This window comes from Aeromonas sp. SG16 (assembly GCF_024436135.1).
Taxonomy (GTDB): domain Bacteria; phylum Pseudomonadota; class Gammaproteobacteria; order Enterobacterales; family Aeromonadaceae; genus Aeromonas; species Aeromonas jandaei.
This window is the reverse complement of record NZ_JANFNW010000010.1, coordinates 114,435-132,882: the sequence shown is the minus strand read 5'-3', so window position 1 is coordinate 132,882 and position 18,448 is coordinate 114,435. Positions and strand designations below refer to the sequence as shown.

The following is an 18,448-nucleotide window of genomic DNA, read 5'->3' as shown; positions in this document are numbered from 1 at the left end:
GCTTTTGTCATTCAAGGGGAAGAGGCTCCTCCCCTCTTTGGTGAAAAATTACATATTTTTCAGTCAGCTCAGGGGAAGACGATCAAACCGACCTGCTCCAGCAGTGTCTGCTGCTGATCCTCGTTAATCATCACCCCCTGCAGATCGATCCGGCGCAGATCCAGCCCCGGCAGATCGCACTGGCGCAGGTCGCAACCCTGCAGGCTGAAGCTGCTCCAGTCGATCTGGCCAAACTCGGAACCACTGAGGTCAGACCCTGCCAGCGAGGCGCCGAACAGGTTGGCCCCCTGCCAGCGGTTGCCACTGAGCTCGCACTTCTCCAGCAGGCAGCCTTCGAAACTGGCATAGCTGAAGTTGTTACCGGTCAGGTGCGCCTCGCAGAAGTAGCTTTTGGCGGTGATCCGGTTGGCAAAGCTGGCGTGGGCAAAGTTGATGCCTACCGCCTGACAGTCGCGCAGCTCCAGCCCCAGACACTGGCTGCGACTGCAATCGACCATGGTGAGATCGCAGCGCAGAAAGCTCGCCTCACGCAGATCGCAACCCTGCATCAGACAGCTCTGCTCGCTCTCCCGATCGTAGAAGCTGCAATCGACGAAGCGGCTCTCGCCAAGATCGAGCCAGGAGAAGTCACAGCCGATAAAACGGCACTCAGAGAAGTACTCCCCCTCCACCTCATCCTGCGTGAAACGCACCTGTGCGAACTGCTTGCCTTTTACCATCGGAAATCTGCCTCTTTACGGTTTCATATGCTGACTTTCGCCGCCAAAAACGGTAATGTTACAAGTAACATTCATCCTGGATACCGTCATGAGCCCCACTCGCAAGCGCCGCCCCACCCTGCAGGATATCGCCGACCTGACCGGGGTCACCAAGATGACCGTCAGCCGCTATCTGCGCGATCCGCAGACCGTGGCCGAGGGCACCCGCGAGCGGATCGCCGCGGCGGTGGAGGAGCTGGGCTATATCCCCAACCGGGCGCCGGACATTCTCTCCAACGCGACCAGCAGGGCGATCGGTATCCTGATCCCTTCCCTCTCCAACCAGGTCTTCTCGGCGGTGATCCACGGCATCGAAGCGGTGACCCGGCCGGCCGGCTACCAGACCCTGCTCGCCCACTACGGCTATAGCCCGGAGCGGGAGGAGGAGCAGATCGCCTCGCTGCTCTCCTACAACGTGGATGGCCTGATCCTCTCCGACAGCCGCCACACCGAACGTACCCGCAAGATGATCGCCACTGCCGGCATTCCGGTGGTGGAGACCATGGATCTCCCCCCCGACCCTATCGACATGGTGGTCGGCATGGATCACAAGGCGGCCGCCCGGGCCATGGTATCAGAGATGCTGCGCCGGGGCCGACGTCAGGTGGTCTATCTCGGCGCCCGTCTCGACGTGCGGACCCAGCTGCGGATGGAGGGCTACTATCAGGCGATGCAGGACTTCGGCCTCACCGGCCAGCACCTGCTGACCGAGCAATCCTCCACCTTTACCCTCGGCGGCGAGCTGCTTGATCAAGCTCTGGCGCGCTACCCCGACCTCGACGGCATCTTCTGCACCAACGATGACCTGGCCGTCGGCGCCCTGCTGCAGTGTCAGAGCCGCTGGATCCCGGTGCCGCAACAGATTGCCATCGCCGGCAGCAACGCCCTCGACATCGGCCATGCCATGACCCCCAAGCTGGCCAGTATCGTCACCCCCCGCGAAGAGATCGGCCGCGAAGCGGCCACCATGCTGCTCGCCCGCCTCGGCGGCAAACCGCCAGCCGAGAGCCGCAAGGATATGGGCTTCACCCTCTATGAGGGGGAAAGCCTCGGCTGATCCCTTGCCATCATGGCGCGTTGGCCCGTCATGATGGCGCATCCTGCCACCACTTCTCACCATCCTCTGCTCTATGCTGGCCCGGCATTCCAGCCACATGTCAGGAGCAGAAGATGAACAACACCGAACGATTGCAAGCCTGCCTGCAGCGCGTTGTCTGCAATCCCCGCTTTACCCTGGCCGAGCTCGACCAGTGGTTCACCCCGGATTACTGCCAGCAAGTGAACGGCGAGCAACTCGACTACGCCGCCTTTCGCCAGCACATTGCGACGCTCAGAGATCATCTGGCCGAAGCCACCATCGAGTTTGTCGCCACCATCGCGCAAGGGGACAGGGTGCACTCGACCCATGTGGTACGAGCCATCCGCCACGATGGCGCCCCGCTGGTCTGCAAAGTGAGCGGCCTCTTCACCTTTCGCGACGGCAAGATCTGCCAGACCGACGAGGTGACCTGCCTGCTGAGCGGCAGCGAGCAGGATGCCGACATAGGTTCACGACGCTGAGTCGCGCCGGACGAAACGCTGGAGCGCGCGGGAGAAAGCGGCAGGATCTTCGTAACCGAGCAGGTCGGCGATCTGCGTCGATGTGAATCCCTGATACTGCAACTGGCGGGCCCGCCCCATCACCACCTGCTCGCGCCACTGGCGGAAGGTACAGCCCAGCTGCAGAAGGAAAAGCCGGTTGAGGGTGCGCAGCGAAGCGCCGCAATCCATGGCCAGCTCGGCAAGCGTGGTGTTGATGGAGGGCGCCTGACAGAAGCGCTCCAGCACCCGCAGCAGGCGCGGGTCGAGGTTGGCCGCCAGCGCAGGCTGGGCCGCTTGCGGTGCAGCTCGCGCCAACTCGTGGCCAATCACCGTCAGATAGGCCTTCCGCTCATCCCCCTCCTCCAGCTCGCCGAGGCGGGCAAAGAGGCCGGCCAGCAGCGGTGTCACCTGGCGCAGGCCAAAAGGGGCTGATACGGACGATGCGGTATAGACAAGCGAGAGGCGAGAGTGGCGCAGCACGCGAAATTCATGCTCCCAGCCTGCCGGAATAAAGCAGAGCTGGCCGGCAACCAGCAGCTCGCTGGCAGCACCGCCGGTGATAACGCCGCCACCGTCGTGCATGTAGCAATACTGGGCCTGCGGATGGCAGTGCAGCGGAGTGAAGTGCCCTTGCGGGCAGGAGCGATGAAGAAAAGACATGTCGGCCAGCCGGATAAGAAACCGACCACGACCATAAGGGAGCAGACGGCACCCTGTAAATGGCTTTTCCGCCGTCATAATAGCCAAAAGAAGCAGGCCACCCGAGGGTGGCCTGTTCGATTTATCTACACGACTTGTGCTTAGCGTTTAACCAATTCAACCGCTTCGCGGGAGAGGCGAGTCACCTCTTCCCAGTTACCGCTATTGACCGCATCGGCCGGCAGCATCCAGGAGCCGCCGACGGTGGCCACGCACTTGAGCGCCAGATAGTCGGCCACGTTTTTCGGGCCGATGCCGCCGGTGGGGCAGAACTTCACCTGGGGCAACGGCGCGGCAATGGCAGAGAGCGCCTTGGTGCCGCCGTTCGCTTCAGCCGGGAAGAACTTCAGATGGTCGTAGCCCGCTTCCAGCGCCTGCATCACTTCAGACGGAGTAGCCACGCCCGGGATCAGCGGTGCAGTGCTCTTGGCCGCGTGGGCCAGCAGGGCCGGGGTCATCCCCGGGGAGATGACGAAGCGGGCACCGGCAGCAACTGCTGCGTCAAACTGCTCGCAGTTGAGCACGGTACCGGCACCGACCATGGCATCCGGCATCGCCTTGGCGATAAGGGCGATGGCATCGAGCGCCACCGGGGTGCGCAGGGTGATTTCGAAGACAGAGATGCCGCCGTCAAGCAGCGCCTTGGCCATCGGCAGGGCCTGATCCAGCTCGTTGATAACCATCACGGGTACCAGCGGGGAGGCGGCAAACACCTCGGCCGGGGTCACTTTCCAGTTCTGCATAGCTCTTCCTTAGTCAAAGATGGTGGCGCCACACTCGGCGCTCGATACCGCGCGACGCATCACGCTGAACAGTTCACGGCCCCACCCCTCTTGTTCCGGAGTGAGGTCAATCTCGGCCTGGGTACGGCCACTCAAATCGGTCAGGCAGTCGAGGCTGCCGTTTACCGCATCAACCCGCAGCAGATCGCCATCGGCCAGCAGACCGATGGCCCCGCCGTGCAGCGCTTCCGGAGTGACGTGGATGGCGGCCGGGATCTTGCCGGAGGCACCGGAGAGACGGCCATCGGTGACCAGCGCCACCTTGTAACCCGCCTTCTGCAGGTTGCCGAGCACCGGCATCAGCTTGTGCAGCTCCGGCATGCCGTTGGCGGCCGGGCCATTGTGGCGCACCACGATCACGGCATCCTGATTGAGATCGCCCGCCTTGTAGGCCGCTTCCACCGCATGCTGGGAGGAGAAGACCCGCGCCGGCGCTTCAATCACCCGATATTCGGGGGCAACCGCAGAGACCTTGACTACGGCGCGGCCCAGATTGCCCGCCAGCAGCTTGGTGCCGCCGGTGGCCTGGAATACGCTGCCGGAAGGCGACAGCACGCTCGCATCGCTGCTCTCATCCACCGGCTGCCATACCAGCTGGCCATCGACCAGTGCCGGACGGCTGAGGTAATCCTGCATCTCGCCAAAGACCGGGGTGGCGTCCATGTGGATCAGCCCCTCTTCGGCCAGACGGCGCATCAGGCCGGGCACGCCGCCCGCCTGTTCGAAGGCGTTGACGTCGGCCGGGCCGTTCGGGTACATGCGAACCAAGAGCGGCACCACGTCGGAGAGATCGCTGATGTCATCCCAGGTCAGCACCAGACCGGCCGCGCGGGCCAGCGCCACCATGTGGATACTGTGATTGGTGCTGCCGCCGGAAGCGAGCAGGGCCACCAGACCGTTAACCAGCGAGCGCTCATCCAGCACTTTGCTCAGCGGGCGATAGGCCGGGGAACCCGGGATCATGGCGCTGATGCGGCGGGCTGCCTCAATGGTCAGGGCATGGCGCAGTTCGCTGTGCGGGTGGACGAAGGCGGAGCCCGGCAGCATCAGGCCCATGGCCTCAAACACCAGCTGATTGGTGTTGGCTGTGCCGTAGAAGGTGCAGGTGCCCGCCGCATGGTAGGCACCGCACTCCATCTGCAGCAGGGCGTCGCGGCCCACTTCACCGGCGGCGTACTGCTGGCGAACCTTCACCTTCTCGTCGTTGCTGATACCGCTCGCCATCGGGCCGGCAGGAACAAACGCCGTCGGCAGGTGGGCGTGGGAGAGGGCCCCCATGATCTGGCCCGGGGCGATCTTGTCGCAGATGCCGAGCAGCAGGGTAGCATCGAAAGTGTTGTGAGAGAGCGACAGCGCGGTTGCCTGAGCGATCAGGTCGCGGGAGAAGAGGGACATGTCCATCCCCGGCTGACCCTGAGTCACGCCGTCGCACATGGCGGGAACGCCACCGGCAACCTGAGCACTGTGGCCAAGTTCGGCCAGCGCGCCCTTGATGATGTCCGGATAGCCCTGATAGGGCTGATGGGCACTCAGCATGTCGTTGTAGGCGGTGACGATGCCGACGTTGGCACGGGTCATGTCGAGGATGCGACCCTTCTCGTCACTGCTGCAGGCGGCCACGGCGTGGGCCAGGTTGCCGCAGGCCAGTGCGGCGCGGGTCTTGCCCTGCTCGGCCTGACGCTGGATGCGGGCCATAAAGGCCTGACGGCGGGCGGCACTGCGCTCGCGAATGCGGGCAGTGACGTCGGAAATTACCTTATGAATCATTGGGCTTGCTCCAATGCTGTGACGGCGCGGTCAACCACCTGTTCGAAGGTGCCGTCGATATCGATGTGGAATACACCGGCTTCGCCATCCGGGCGCTCCAGAGTATCGAACTGACTTTGTACCATGCTTTCGCGCATGAAGTGGCCCTTGCGGGCACGCATCCGCTCGAGGATCAGCGGCTGGCTGCCGTCGAGGAAGATGAAGCTGACCGACTCGTTGCCTTCGCGGATCTGGTCGCGATACTTCTTCTTGAGGGCGGAACAGACAATGATGCCGGTCTCGTTCTTCTGCTCGAGACTGTAGGCGGCATCGCGGATCCGCTCCAGCCAGGGGGCGCGATCCTCATCGTTGAGGGGGTTGCCGCCAGCCATCTTCTGGATGTTGGCCTTGGGGTGGAGATCATCACCATCGATGAACTTGGCGCCCAGCGCTTCTGCCACCTTGAGGCCCACGCTGGATTTACCGCTGCCACATACACCCATCACGATAATGCACTTGCCCGCCATAATTTGACCTCTGTCCCACTTTTCAAAAAACCAGCTGTTGATGGGTTCTAATCTAACACGTTACCGGTAACATGTTACCGGTAACGATTAAAAATGTGAAGTCTGCCACAGACTGAGCAAACCCATAGTCACCTGGGCATATGATGTTGAGCCCTTGCCATAAATCTAAATAAATCATAAAGATATGGTTTGTCGACAGATCGACAGGGTGTCACTACCGAACTTGGATTAAGGAACGCATAACAATGTCTGACCTCTCCCTGATCATGACGGCCGCCGGCTCGATCGTGCTGCTGCTCTTCCTGGTGATGAAGGCTCGTCTGCACGCCGTCGTCTCCCTCATTCTGGTCTCCATGGTGGCCGGTCTTGCCGCCGGCATGAACCCGGCCGACATCGCCGCCACCATCCAGAAAGGGATGGGCGGCACCCTCGGCTTCGTCGCCGTGGTGGTGGCGCTGGGTGCCATGTTTGGCAAGGTGATGGAAGTGACCGGTGCCCTCGACCGGGTGGCTCACACCCTGCTCGGCAAGTTCGGCGTCAAGCGCGCCAACTGGGCCATGGCCCTGACCGGCTTTGTCTGCGCCCTGCCGCTCTTCTTTGACGTGGCCGTGGTGCTGCTGATCGGTGTCGCCTTCGCCATCGTCCGTCGTGGCGGCGGCAGCGTGGTGAAGATCGGTATCGCCCTGCTGGCCGGTATCGCCACCTGTCAGGCCTTCCTTATTCCGGCGCCGGGCCCGATCCTGGTCGCTTCCCAGCTGGGTGCCGACTTCGGCTACATGATCCTGTTCGGCCTGATCGCCGCCGTACCGGCGCTGATCCTGGCTGGCCCGCTGTTCGGTGACTTCATCAGCAAGATCGTCGATGTGCCGCTGCCTGCCGATGCCCAGAACAGCGTCCACGATGACAGCAAATCCCTGCCCTCCTTCGGGCTGGCCATGGGTCTCATCGGCCTGCCGCTGCTGCTGATCGGCCTCAAAACCATCGTCGGCCGCTTCGTCGAAGCGGGCTCTACCCTGCACAACTGGCTGGAGTTCATCGGTCACCCCTTCACCGCCATCATGGTCGCCTGTCTGGCCGCCTTCTATCTGCTGGGTATTCGCCGCGGCATGTCCCGTGACGAGGTGATGAGCGTCTGCAACAGCGCCATCCAGCCGGCCGGCGTCATCATTCTGGTTACCGGTGCCGGTGGCGTGTTCAAGCAGGTGCTGGTTGATTCCGGCGTGGGTGCCGCCCTTGGCAACATGCTGGCCGACTCCGGTCTGCCCATCGTCGCGCTGGCCTTCATTCTGGCTGCCGCGGTGCGGGTGATTCAGGGCTCCGCCACCGTCGCCATGCTGACCGCCTGTGGTCTGGTGCTGCCGATGCTGGAGCCGCTCGGCCTGAACGGTGCCCAGCTGGCTGCCGTCACCATCGCCATCGGCGGCGGTGCCATCGTGCTCTCCCACGTCAACGACTCCGGTTTCTGGCTGGCCAACCGCTACCTCGGCCTCTCCGAGAAGCAGACCCTGCAGACCTGGACCGTGATGGAGACCATCATCGGCACCACCGGCGGCGTGATGGCGATGATCATTTACAGCTTCCTCTGATCACTGCCGATGCGCACAAAAAAGGCCTCACTTGTGAGGCCTTTTTCATCTTTCTGACGATTCTTTCTTTGGCTGAGAGGGCGAGATTGCTAGAATCGCCTATTCATCGCTCCGAGTGGAACGCTTAACCCCGTGATTTCAGGTCTCTCTATGCATTCATCGGCCCATTATCGACAACTGCTGACACGCCTGCCCCAGATCGCCGTCGCGGCAGACCAGTTTGAAGTGCTCTACAGCGCCAAGGATTTCAAGCGCCGCATTCTTGCACTCATTGCCAGTGCTACCCAGCGTATCTATCTGGTCGCGCTCTATCTGCAGGATGACGACGCGGGTCGCGAGATCCTCACCGCCCTCTATGAAGCCAAGCAGCGCAACCCGGCTCTTGACGTCAAGGTGTTCGTCGACTTCCACCGTGCCCAGCGCGGCCTGATCGGCAAGGGCAAGCAGGGTGGCAACCACCTGATGTATCAGGAGATGGCTGCCCGCTACGAGCACAAGATCGAAATCTACGGCGTACCGGTCAAGGGGCGCGAGCTGCTCGGCGTGTTGCACCTCAAGGGCTTCATCTTTGACGATGCGGTGCTCTACTCCGGTGCCAGCCTCAACGACATCTACCTGCACCAGCAGGATCGCTACCGCTTCGACCGCTATCACCAGATCATCAGCCCGGAGCTGGCCCGCAGCATGGTCAACTACGTGGATGACCTGTTCGTGAAAAGCGACGCCGTGCAGCGGCTGGATCGCAGCGACGTGCCCAGCGCCAAACAGCTGAAGGGGCCGATCCGCCGCTTCAAGCTGAGCCTGCGTCAGGGGCAGTACCGCTTCGCCACCATGCCGGTCAACACCCAGGAGGTGGCCATCACCCCGATGGCGGGTCTGGGCAAACGCAACAACCAGCTCAACCAGATGATCCGCAATCTGGTGCGCTCCACCGAGCGGGAGATCTTCATCTGTACCCCTTACTTCAACCCGCCCAAGGAGTTGAGCAAGGATATCGAGGATCTGCTGCAGCGTGGCTGCAAGGTAACGATCGTGGTGGGCGACAAGACCGCCAACGACTTCTTCATCCCGCCGGAGGAGAAGTTCTCCACCATCGGCGGCCTGCCCTATCTCTACGAGACCAACCTGCGCAAGTTTGCCGAGCGCAACCAGCATCATATCGATGATGGTCGTCTCAACCTGATGCTCTGGTGTTGCGAGCGCAACTCCTACCATCTCAAGGGGATCTTCGTGGATGACGAGTGGGCCCTGCTCACCGGCAACAACCTCAACCCGCGCGCCTGGGCGCTGGATCTGGAGAACGGCCTGCTGGTGCACGATCGTCGCCACCACCTGCGTCCCCAGTTCAATGCCGAGCGGGAGAACATTCTGGCCAACACCAAGCGGATCAGCCACTTCGATCAGGTAGAGCAGATCCACGACTACCCGGAGCAGGTGCGCAAGCTGCTGGGACGGATCCACCGGGTCAAGGCTCATCTGCTGCTCAAGCGGATCATCTGACCCCGGAGCGCACAGCGCCCACCCCGCCCAACGGCAATCAGACCAAGGCCTCCCGTTTTCGGCAGGCCTTTGTTATATCCGCCATCTCCCCCGCGTTGGCGACCCAACCAGCAGCAACTCGGCTTGCATCGGCCCCTCAACAACCCCTATCATCTGGACATATTTACAGTGTTTTCGGGCATCTAATTGATGAAATTGGATAAAATTCCTCTCGATAGCCTCAAGGGTGTCGGCAGCAAGATGCAGGAGAAGCTCGAGCGGCTGGGACTGGCCACGGTACAGGACCTGCTGTTCCATCTCCCCCTGCGCTACGAGGACCGCACCCAGGTGTGGCCCATCGGCGATCTGCCGCCCGGCCTGCACGGCGCCGTCGAGGGGGAGATCCAGGACACTCAGCTGGTGATGGGGCGTCGTCGCATGCTGGTCTGCCGTATCAGCGACGGCACCGGCACCCTCACCCTGCGCTTCTTCAACTTCACCGCCGCCCAGAAGAACAGTCTGGCGACAGGCCGCCTGATCCGCTGCTTTGGCGAGGTGCGCCCCGGCAAATACGGGCTGGAGATGGCCCACCCCGAGTACAAGCTGCTCGGCGAGGAGCAAGCCGGCCAGACCGAAGAGGCGCTCACCCCCGTCTACCCGACTACCGAAGGGTTGCGCCAGCTCACCCTGCGCAACCTCACCGATCAGGCGCTGGCCCAGCTCGACCTCTATGGCGTCGAGGAGCTGCTGCCCGCCGGCCTCTATCCCCACCAGATTGAGCTGGCCGCCGCCCTGAAATTGCTGCACCGTCCGCCCCCTTCGGTGGCACTGCCGCTGCTCGAGAGCGGCCAACATCCGGCCCAGCAGCGGCTGGTACTGGAGGAGCTGCTGGCTCACAACCTCTCGGTACTCAAGGTGCGCGCTCAGGCACAAACCCAGCTGGCCCGCGCCCTCAAACCTGCGCCCGCGCTGGTCGAACAGCTGCTCGGCGCCCTGCCGTTCAAGCCCACCGGCGCCCAGAGCCGGGTGGTGGCCGAGATAAGCAAGGATCTGCAACAGAGTCACCCCATGATGCGGCTGGTGCAGGGTGACGTAGGCTCCGGCAAGACCCTGGTCGCAGCGCTGGCCGCCCTGCAAGCCATCGGCAACGGCTGTCAGGTGGGTTTGATGGCGCCGACCGAACTGCTGGCGGAACAGCACGCCATCAACTTCGCCAAGTGGCTGGAGCCACTCGGCATCGGAGTCGGCTGGCTGGCGGGCAAGCAGAAAGGCAAGGCGCGGGAGGAGGCACTGGCCGCCATCGCCGATGGCAGCGTCAAGATGGTGGTGGGCACCCACGCCATCTTTCAGGAGCAGGTGGTGTTCCAGCGTCTGGCGCTGGTCATCATCGATGAACAGCACAGATTCGGGGTACATCAGCGCCTCGCCCTGCGCGAGAAAGGGGAGCGGGAGGGGGTGCATCCCCATCAGCTCATCATGACCGCCACCCCGATCCCCCGCACTCTGGCAATGACCGCCTATGCCGACCTCGACACCTCGGTCATCGACGAACTGCCGCCGGGCCGAACCCCCATCACCACGGTCGCACTGCCCGACAGTCGTCGTGGCGATGTGATCGAACGGGTCAAGCTCGCCTGCACCGAGGGCAAGCAGGCCTACTGGGTCTGCACCCTGATCGAGGAGTCGGAGGTGCTGGAGTGTCAGGCCGCCGAGGATACTGCCGCCGAGCTGCAGAACCTGCTGCCCGGCCTGCATATCGGGCTGGTACACGGCCGGATGCGCCCGGTCGAGAAACAGCGGGTGATGGAGGAGTTCAAGGCAGGCATACTGCAACTGCTGGTCGCCACCACCGTCATCGAGGTGGGGGTGGATGTGCCCAACGCCAGCCTGATGATCATCGAGAACCCGGAACGGCTCGGGCTGGCGCAGTTGCACCAGCTGCGCGGTCGGGTCGGACGCGGGGCGGTAGCCTCGCACTGCGTGCTGCTCTATCATGCCCCCTTGTCCAAAACGGCCCAGAGCCGGCTCGGGGTGCTGCGTGAGACCAACGACGGCTTCCTCATCGCCCAGCGCGATCTGGAACTGCGCGGCCCGGGGGAACTGCTCGGCACCCGCCAGACCGGTCTGGCCGATCTCAAGATCGCCGATCTGGTGCGGGATCAACCGCTTATTCCGCAGGTACAGAAGATGGCGCGCTTCCTTATGGATAGGCATCCGAGTCATGTCGAACCCTTGATACGGCGCTGGCTTGGCTTACGGGATCACTATTCCAATGCCTGACCTGCGGAATCACGCTGCCAACGCCTGATCACTCAACCAATACAGGAGGAAAGCACTTATGAATTCCTGGCTACGCGGCCTGCTCTACACCTTTGCCTTCCTGCTGCTCTTTGTCTGGGTTGCCCTCGGCCTGTTCGACGCCGAGCGCGCCAAAGGCCCCATCGCCAGCTGGATCAGCCAGCAGACCGGCGTACCGGTCACCATAGGGCGACTGGTATTCAACCCGCTCCACCCCTACACCCTGCTGGCGGAGCAGGTGCGCTACGGCGATGCGGTCTCCCTCGACAAGATCTATCTGGAGATAGAGAGCATCGACTGGCTGAGCCGCGATGTGCGGATCGCCCATCTCGACCTCATTCGTCCCGCCATCAAGCTGCCGCTGCCCAACCAGCTGCCCAGCCTGCCGGTGCACTCCCTCTCCATCGGTGACAGCACCATAGACCGGCTAAGCCTTGAGAGCGACGGGCTGACCCTGCGCGGCCTCAACGCCACCCTGAGCGACTGGGATCTGATCGATCCGAAACGCCAGCCACAAGCCAACCTGACCCTCAATATCGGCCAGCTGGAGACACCGCAGTTCACCTTCGCCCGTCTCAGCCTGAAAGGGCGGCTGGAGGGAGAGGTGCTGCGCAGCGACAAGCTGGTGACCAACCTGTTCGACGGCCTGCTGGAGAGCGGCATGGTGCTCGACTGGCCGGCTCGAACCCTCGAACTGCACGATCTCAAGGCTCGTGGCATGCGGGTCGAGCTGGGGGATCTGGCACAGCACCAATTCCCGCTGCGGCAGGTGTCGCTGGATCGCGGCCAGTTCGACCAGGTGAGCATCAACTCCATCGAGCAGGAGCTCTCCTTCAACAACTTCAGTGGCCAGCTCACCGCCTTCAACTGGCAGGCTGGAAGCCAGCCGAGCGGTTATTTGAGCGGCACGCTGGGCGACATGGGGCGCGGCCTGTTCCAGCTGGAGGGGATCAAGGGCAAGCTCGCCTTCTCACCCCAGCAGCTCGACGGCGAACTGCAGGGCAAAGCCTATGAAGGGGAGTTCAATGTCGAGCTCTCCCTCGATACCCAGCAGCAGAAGCTGACCCTGAAAGACCTGGCGCTGAGCGGCATGGATATCAGCCTGCCGCAGGGGTGGTGGCAGGATTGGCAGGGCTGGCGCCCGCAGCAGGTGGATATCCGCAAGCTGGCGTTCGACAAGCTCAAGGTGCTCTCCTTCGACGATTCCATTCCTCTGTCGCTGACCGGCTGGCAGCTCTACCTGAGCGATCTCGCCCTGCGCGGCAATCAGCCCGGCCCGCTGCTTGGCCGTGCCCGTATCGAGAGCAAGTGGTTCGAGCTGGTGTGGGATGGCCTCAGCGCCCGCAACGGTGAAGTGGATGGCGAGCTTACCCCCAGCTCCTGGCAGCTGGGCAAGCTCACCAGCTCGCTGCCGGATGAGGGCAGCCTCAGCATGAGCGGCCAGTGGGCACGCGAACCGGGCCAGAGCAGCACCCTGCAGTTGAAGGCGACCAAGCTCGATCTGGAGCAGTGGGGCAAGATGTTCGGCTCCCCCGTATCCTTCTCCGGCAAGGCAGATTTGAGTGCCGACCTGCAGGCGGAGCACGGCAGCGCACCGGGCGAGTGGCGCAGCACCCTGCAGGGCAGTTTCGCCCTCGACGCCAACGAACCCTTCTGGGACAAGGTGAAGATAGACCCGCTGCTGGATCAGTGGTTCAAGCAGGCAACAGCCCCGGCGCTCAATCCGGATCAGCTGTGGCAGGCAATGCAGGGTGGCGATACCCCCTTCTACCGCGTCAGGCTGCAGGGCAAGATCGACAAGGGACAGCTGCAGCTCGAACAGGCTGGCGCCTCCACCATCACTCACCTGCTGGGTGCACAGGGCGGTATCGATCTGGTCAAGGAGCAGTGGCAACTCGATCTGGGAGTGCTCAACGGAAACCGCTGCGCCGAGCTTATCGGCCAGTGGCGCGGCCCGCTCACCGCGCCCACTCTGAGCTGGGACTTCAAACAGAAGCCGGATGGCTGCGGCTGGGAAGTGGGAGTACGCTATCCGCCGCAGGGCAACAGTGCGCCGCTCTGGCGACCGGCTCCGGCGCCAAAAGCCCAAGCCCAAGCCCAAGCCCAAGCCCAAGCCGAGCAGGCAACCAACAGTCAGCAAGGGTAAAACAAACAAGGCCTCATAATGAGGCCTTGTTTGTTTTGTGGCGGAGCGCGCTGCCGTTAATGGCCCGGTCGCTTGACCGGCTGCACTACGTAGTGACCGCAGAACTCCGCCGCCAGCTTGCCGCCGCTGAACAACTGGATATTGAGGCTGAAGGTGGCAGGCTCGCCCCGTTTTAGCGGCTGCAGTACAGCGGGCATCCCCTCGCGGGCCACCCGCGCCTCCGGCTCCTCATCGACCGGGCCATGATATTTGATGGTGCTCTCGGCCAGCACAGGTTCGCCCACCAGCCCCTCCTCTTTAAGTTGCAACCAGATCAGCCCCCAGCCCGCCAGCACGCACTGGCTGTAGACACTGCCGGCAAACATGCTGCCATGCACGTTGAGGTTGGCCGCCAGATTGGCCTTGAGGTGGAAGGTCTGACCATCGTAGTGGCTGATGTGCATCCCCATCTTCTCGCTGATGGGCACCCCGCGCGACCAGCGGGTGGTGAGATCCTGACACCACTCCGGGCGATACTGGATGGTCTGCAACGGGCTCAGGGATTTGATCATCTGGCGATGGGGAATCCGGCCAAAGGAGACGGGGCCGCCCCCCACTTCGAGAAAACCGCACTTGCGATAGAACTCCACCGCCTCCTGACGGGCGTTCATCACCAGCCGTTTCACCTTCTCGCTGCGGGCCAGCTGCTCGAGATCCTCCACCATTTTGGCGCCCAGCCCCTGGCCGCGATATTCGGGACGCAGCGCCATAAAGCGGATCTGCGCCTCGTCGCCGCCGATAAAGAGGCGCCCCACCGCGATGGGAGTGCCGTCGGGTGCCAGCATCAGCCGGTGAATGGCAACAGTGTCGTATTCGTCCCGCTCGGAACCGACGGGCAGATTGAAGGGTTTACGCAGAAGTTCCCAGCGTAACTGGTAATAGGCATCCAGCTCGGCGGCTGTCTGAGGGGTGACTACCCGATACATAGTTTCATCCTTGAGTTTGCGCCGACTGGCAGATGGAAGGGCTTACACAGACGTTTCCAGCGCAGCTTGCAGTAAGTACCCGGCTCGGCGCCGTTTGGGGGGGGACCACCCGGTACATAGATCGATCCTTGAGTTACACTGGTCGGAAACCATCTTGCCGTGCAAATTCATGGACTTCAATCTGCAAGCGTACCAAGCCGATCACTTGTTGCACCTCAGCGTCAAACCCCAGCGCCGCCTCACCGTGCAGGAGAATGACCAGCATCGCTGGCTGGAGATAGACGGTGTGGTGCAATCTGCCATGTCGCTCGCCGACCCCGCCGCCCTCTGTCTGCCCCATCAACGGGTCATCGCCTGCCTGCTGCCGGAGCAGGCCGGGCAGATCCTCGAACTGGGGTTGGGTGGTGGTGATCTCACCCGCCATCTGAGTCAGCGCTGGCCCGATGCCCACCACGAGTGCGTCGATCTCGACGAAGAGGTGCTGACCGTTTATCAGCAGTTTTTCCAGCATCAGGAGAGCGATGAACGCGCCGCGCCGGCACTCCATCAAGCCGATGCCCTCGCCTTTCTGGAGCAGAGCGAGCAGCAGTACGACCTCATCCTGCTCGATCTCTTCAGTCAGGATGGCAACCCGCTGCTGCTGTTTCAGGAGCGGCTCTACCGGGCGCTGGCTCCCCGCCTCTGCGGCACTCTGGTCATCAACCTGTTGCCGCGCACCGAACGGGAGCTAACCCACGCCCTGACGCTGATAGAACAGTGGATTGGCCCGGCTACCCCCTATCCGGTCGCTGGGCTCATCAACGTGATCGTCCACGTCATACCGCGGGATCAGGCATCCTCAGACCTGTAGCCAGAAGGTAACCGGGCCGTCGTTGACCAGCGCCACCTTCATGTCGGCGGCAAAACGCCCGGTTGCGGTCGGGATGCCGCTGGCAGCAGCCTTCGCCACGAAGTAGTCATAGAGGCGTTCGGCCTCGCTCGGGTGGGCACCGCAGGAGAAGCTGGGGCGCATCCCGCTCTTGGTGTCGGCCGCCAGGGTAAACTGGGAGACCACCAGCAGACTGCCGCCGATCTGGCTGACATTGAGGTTCATCTTGCCATTCTCGTCACTGAATACCCGATAGCCGCTCACCTTGTGCAGCAGCTTGTCGGCCTTGGCCTCGTCATCCCCCTGCTCCACCCCGAGCAGCACCAGCAGCCCCTGACCGATGGCGCCGGTCACCTCCCCCTCGACAGTCACGCTGGCCTCGCTGACCCGCTGAATCAGTGCAATCACATCCCTCTCCTCTCAAAACAGAACGACCGACCCGGCTCGATTGCAGGGGCGGTCGTCGATGCTACCAATAAACCGGTGGCCAAGGCGATGGCTTAGCCAAGCTCCTCGCTCGCCGGCTTCTCGTACTCGCCGAGGCAGGCGGTAGTCTCCGCACCAAGCAGCACCACCAGCCAACTCAAATAGACCCAGACAAACAGGATCGGGATGGTGGCCAGCGCGCCGTAGATGGCCTGATAGGAGGGGAAGCTGGTGATGTAGATGGCAAAGCCGCGCTTGGCCAGCTCGAACAGGGTCGCCGCCACCAGCGCGCCGATAAAGGCGTGAGCCAACCGCACCTTGCAGTTCGGCACCACGGTATAGACCAGCAGGAAGGTGAGCACCGAGAAGAGGAACGGCAAGCCGCGCAGCAGCAGATAGCCGATGCCGAACAGGCTCTCGGCGCCAAACAGCCGCAGCGAGAAGATGTAGGAGGAGATGGCGATACTGGCCCCGATAAGCACGGGCCCCAGGGTGAGGATCATCCAGTACATGGCAAACGCCTGCGCCAGCGGGCGGCCCTGGGTCGAACGCCAGATGTAGTTGAGGTTCTTGTCGATGGCGGAGATCAGCATCAGCGCCACCACCACCAGCGCCCCGATCCCCACCGCCGTGGTGTTGGTAGCATTGGCGACGAAGCCGTCGATGTACTCCTTGAGCACCTCTCCCGCCGTCGGTACGAAGTTGTGGTAGACGAACTGCTCCATCGCCTGTTTGAGGCTCTGGAACACCGGGAAGGCGGACATCATGCCAAAGACCACGGCGATCATCGGCACCAGTGAAAGCAGGGTGACATAGGCCAGATAACCGGCAGTGACCGTCAATCTGTCCTGCTGGAAACGGCCCCAGACAAACTGGGCAAAGTGGCGACCATCATGGCGCAAGAAGGAGAGGGCGTGGGCCAAACGGCCGCTGACAGGCTGCTGCATCTTGATTCTCGTTAGCGTCATAGTGGCAATATTGTGTCAGAGGAGAGCGCTGTTTGACCACCTTTGAACCCGATTTGCCCCCATCTCCCCCAACCTGTCACCCGTATGGCGTCTCTGGCTGTCGCCAGAAGCAGAGATAAAAACGGCCCCGCTATGGGGCCGTTTGCAACGCCGGATTACAGCATGTAGTCCACAGGCAGCTCGATGCGGGCGACGCCGGAGGCCACCGCCGCCAGCGCTACGGCGCGGGCAACCCGCGGCAGCAAACGGGCATCCATCGGCTTGGGAATGACGTAATCCTTGCCGAAGGCGAGCTCGCTGACCCCGGCGGCGGTCAGCACCTCGGCCGGCACCGGCTCCTTGGCCAGCGCGCGGATCGCCTCGACCGCGGCAATCTTCATGGCATCGTTGATACGGCTGGCACGGGCATCGAGGGCGCCGCGGAAGATGAAGGGGAAGCAGAGCACGTTGTTGATCTGGTTCGGGTAATCGGAGCGACCGGTGCCCATGATGAGGTCGCTGCGCACCCCGTGGGCCAGTGCCGGTTTGATCTCCGGATCCGGGTTGGAGCAGGCGAAGATCACCGGATTGGGCGCCATCAGGGCGACCGCTTCGGCGGGCAGCACATCGGGGCCGGAAACACCGACAAACACATCCGCCCCTTCGATGACATCCATCAGGGTGCGCAGCGGGGTCTCGTTGGCGAAGCGCTGCTTGTACTTGTTGAGATCGCTGCGGCCGGTGTGGATAACACCCTGACGATCCAGCATGAAGATGTTGTGCGCTCTGGCGCCACACTTGATCAGCAGGTCCATGCAGGCGGTGGCGGCAGCCCCCGCTCCCATGCAGACGATGCGGCTGTCGCTGATGAGCTTGCCCTGGATCTCCAGTGCATTGAGCAGACCGGCGGCGGTGACGATGGCGGTACCGTGCTGGTCATCATGGAACACCGGAATATCGCAGCGCTCGATCAGCGCCTGCTCGATCTCGAAGCACTCAGGTGCCTTGATATCTTCCAGATTGATGCCGCCGAAGGTATCGGCGATGGCCGCCACCGTGTCGATGAACTGTTGGCTGGTCTCGTGCTTCACCTCGATGTCGATGGCGTCGATGCCGGCGAAGCGCTTGAACAGCAGGGCCTTGCCTTCCATCACCGGCTTGGAAGCGAGCGGCCCCAGATTGCCCAGACCCAGAATGGCGGTGCCGTTGGAGATGACGGCCACCAGATTGCCCTTGCCGGTATAGCGGTAGGCATCGGCCGGGTTGGCGGCGATCTCGCGCACCGGCTCGGCAACACCCGGGCTGTAGGCCAGCGCCAGATCACGGGCGGTTTCGGCAGGCTTGGTCAGGGCGATGGCAATTTTGCCCGGTACGGGCTGGGCGTGGTAATCGAGTGCTTCTTGACGCAGATCGGACATGGGGGACCCCGATGTGGTTGGTGCAAATGAGGTGCCGGCAGGAGGCACGCAGAAGGGCGGGGATCATAAAAGAAAGCGGTGGGCATGCCCAGCAGATCATGCTGTCATTAGCCAGATCAGACCAGTTTGTTTAGCACCATCCCCCAGCCACAGATACCACTTTAGTTATAGATCCTGCATTGCAGGTGAAAAAATGGCGGCAAGTTGCCCTGCCGCCATCAT

Annotated in this window: 16 protein-coding genes; 7 read left to right on the top strand and 9 right to left on the bottom strand. The window is 62.7% G+C overall.

Annotation, left to right across the window (positions count from 1 at the left end):
* Positions 1-68 precede the first annotated feature (68 nt).
* A complete protein-coding gene (locus NOM67_RS18885; protein WP_156854296.1) occupies positions 69-719 on the bottom strand; it encodes a Qnr family pentapeptide repeat protein in 651 nt (216 codons plus the stop codon).
* 88 nt (positions 720-807) lie between these two features.
* On the opposite strand from NOM67_RS18885, the gene NOM67_RS18880 reads away from it, so the two are divergent.
* Positions 808-1,815, top strand: coding sequence for a substrate-binding domain-containing protein (locus NOM67_RS18880; protein ID WP_033115604.1), 1,008 nt, complete (start codon positions 808-810; stop codon positions 1,813-1,815).
* Between the two features lie 113 nt (positions 1,816-1,928).
* On the top strand, positions 1,929-2,318 hold the full coding sequence (locus NOM67_RS18875; protein ID WP_124242602.1) for a nuclear transport factor 2 family protein: 390 nt from the start codon (positions 1,929-1,931) through the stop codon (positions 2,316-2,318).
* Here NOM67_RS18875 and NOM67_RS18870 read toward each other — a convergent pair.
* From NOM67_RS18870 to NOM67_RS18855, 4 genes are all read right to left on the bottom strand, one after another.
* Entirely contained in the window at positions 2,307-2,999 is a 693-nt protein-coding gene (locus tag NOM67_RS18870) for an AraC family transcriptional regulator (RefSeq protein WP_156854298.1), read from the bottom strand. The two genes, NOM67_RS18875 and NOM67_RS18870, sit on opposite strands and share 12 nt — an antisense overlap.
* 140 nt (positions 3,000-3,139) lie before the next feature.
* Positions 3,140-3,781, bottom strand: a complete 642-nt coding sequence (locus NOM67_RS18865) for a bifunctional 4-hydroxy-2-oxoglutarate aldolase/2-dehydro-3-deoxy-phosphogluconate aldolase (RefSeq protein WP_179902945.1) — start codon at positions 3,779-3,781, stop codon at positions 3,140-3,142.
* Between the two features lie 9 nt (positions 3,782-3,790).
* Positions 3,791-5,587, bottom strand: a complete 1,797-nt coding sequence (gene edd / locus NOM67_RS18860) for a phosphogluconate dehydratase (RefSeq protein WP_255939283.1) — start codon at positions 5,585-5,587, stop codon at positions 3,791-3,793.
* The gene (locus NOM67_RS18855) at positions 5,584-6,093 is read right to left on the bottom strand and encodes a gluconokinase (protein WP_005340649.1); all 510 of its coding nucleotides are present in this window, start codon (positions 6,091-6,093) and stop codon (positions 5,584-5,586) included. The genes edd and NOM67_RS18855 overlap by 4 nt, the downstream gene beginning before the upstream one ends.
* 245 nt (positions 6,094-6,338) lie before the next feature.
* On the opposite strand from NOM67_RS18855, the gene gntU reads away from it, so the two are divergent.
* From gntU to NOM67_RS18835, 4 genes are all read left to right on the top strand, one after another.
* Positions 6,339-7,679 carry a gluconate transporter gene (gntU, locus tag NOM67_RS18850; protein ID WP_041209725.1) on the top strand — a complete coding sequence of 447 codons (1,341 nt, stop codon included), beginning with the start codon at positions 6,339-6,341 and terminating at the stop codon, positions 7,677-7,679.
* A 150-nt stretch (positions 7,680-7,829) separates the two neighbouring features.
* A complete protein-coding gene (gene pssA / locus NOM67_RS18845; RefSeq protein WP_019445053.1) occupies positions 7,830-9,179 on the top strand; it encodes a CDP-diacylglycerol--serine O-phosphatidyltransferase in 1,350 nt (449 codons plus the stop codon).
* A gap of 189 nt (positions 9,180-9,368) precedes the next feature.
* Entirely contained in the window at positions 9,369-11,438 is a 2,070-nt protein-coding gene (gene recG / locus NOM67_RS18840) for an ATP-dependent DNA helicase RecG (RefSeq protein WP_019445054.1), read from the top strand.
* A gap of 58 nt (positions 11,439-11,496) precedes the next feature.
* Positions 11,497-13,602 (top strand): AsmA family protein, encoded by a 2,106-nt coding sequence (locus NOM67_RS18835; protein WP_255939279.1) that lies wholly within the window; start codon positions 11,497-11,499, stop codon positions 13,600-13,602.
* A 56-nt stretch (positions 13,603-13,658) separates the two neighbouring features.
* On the opposite strand, the gene NOM67_RS18830 is transcribed toward NOM67_RS18835, so the two are convergent.
* Positions 13,659-14,567: a bifunctional GNAT family N-acetyltransferase/hotdog fold thioesterase gene (locus tag NOM67_RS18830; RefSeq protein WP_255939277.1), complete on the bottom strand. Its 909-nt coding sequence runs from the start codon at positions 14,565-14,567 to the stop codon at positions 13,659-13,661.
* A 169-nt stretch (positions 14,568-14,736) separates the two neighbouring features.
* On the opposite strand from NOM67_RS18830, the gene NOM67_RS18825 reads away from it, so the two are divergent.
* Complete coding sequence (locus NOM67_RS18825) at positions 14,737-15,417, top strand: spermidine synthase (RefSeq protein WP_255939349.1); 681 nt, start codon at positions 14,737-14,739, stop codon at positions 15,415-15,417.
* On the opposite strand, the gene dtd is transcribed toward NOM67_RS18825, so the two are convergent.
* The 3 genes from dtd to NOM67_RS18810 all read right to left on the bottom strand — a co-directional run bounded on the left by dtd (position 15,406) and on the right by NOM67_RS18810 (position 18,226).
* Positions 15,406-15,843 (bottom strand): D-aminoacyl-tRNA deacylase, encoded by a 438-nt coding sequence (dtd, locus tag NOM67_RS18820; protein ID WP_033138812.1) that lies wholly within the window; start codon positions 15,841-15,843, stop codon positions 15,406-15,408. The two genes, NOM67_RS18825 and dtd, sit on opposite strands and share 12 nt — an antisense overlap.
* 92 nt (positions 15,844-15,935) lie before the next feature.
* Positions 15,936-16,808, bottom strand: coding sequence for a virulence factor BrkB family protein (locus tag NOM67_RS18815; protein WP_041209731.1), 873 nt, complete (start codon positions 16,806-16,808; stop codon positions 15,936-15,938).
* Between the two features lie 176 nt (positions 16,809-16,984).
* Positions 16,985-18,226: a malic enzyme-like NAD(P)-binding protein gene (locus NOM67_RS18810; RefSeq protein ID WP_255939269.1), complete on the bottom strand. Its 1,242-nt coding sequence runs from the start codon at positions 18,224-18,226 to the stop codon at positions 16,985-16,987.
* Positions 18,227-18,448: the final 222 nt, after the last annotated feature.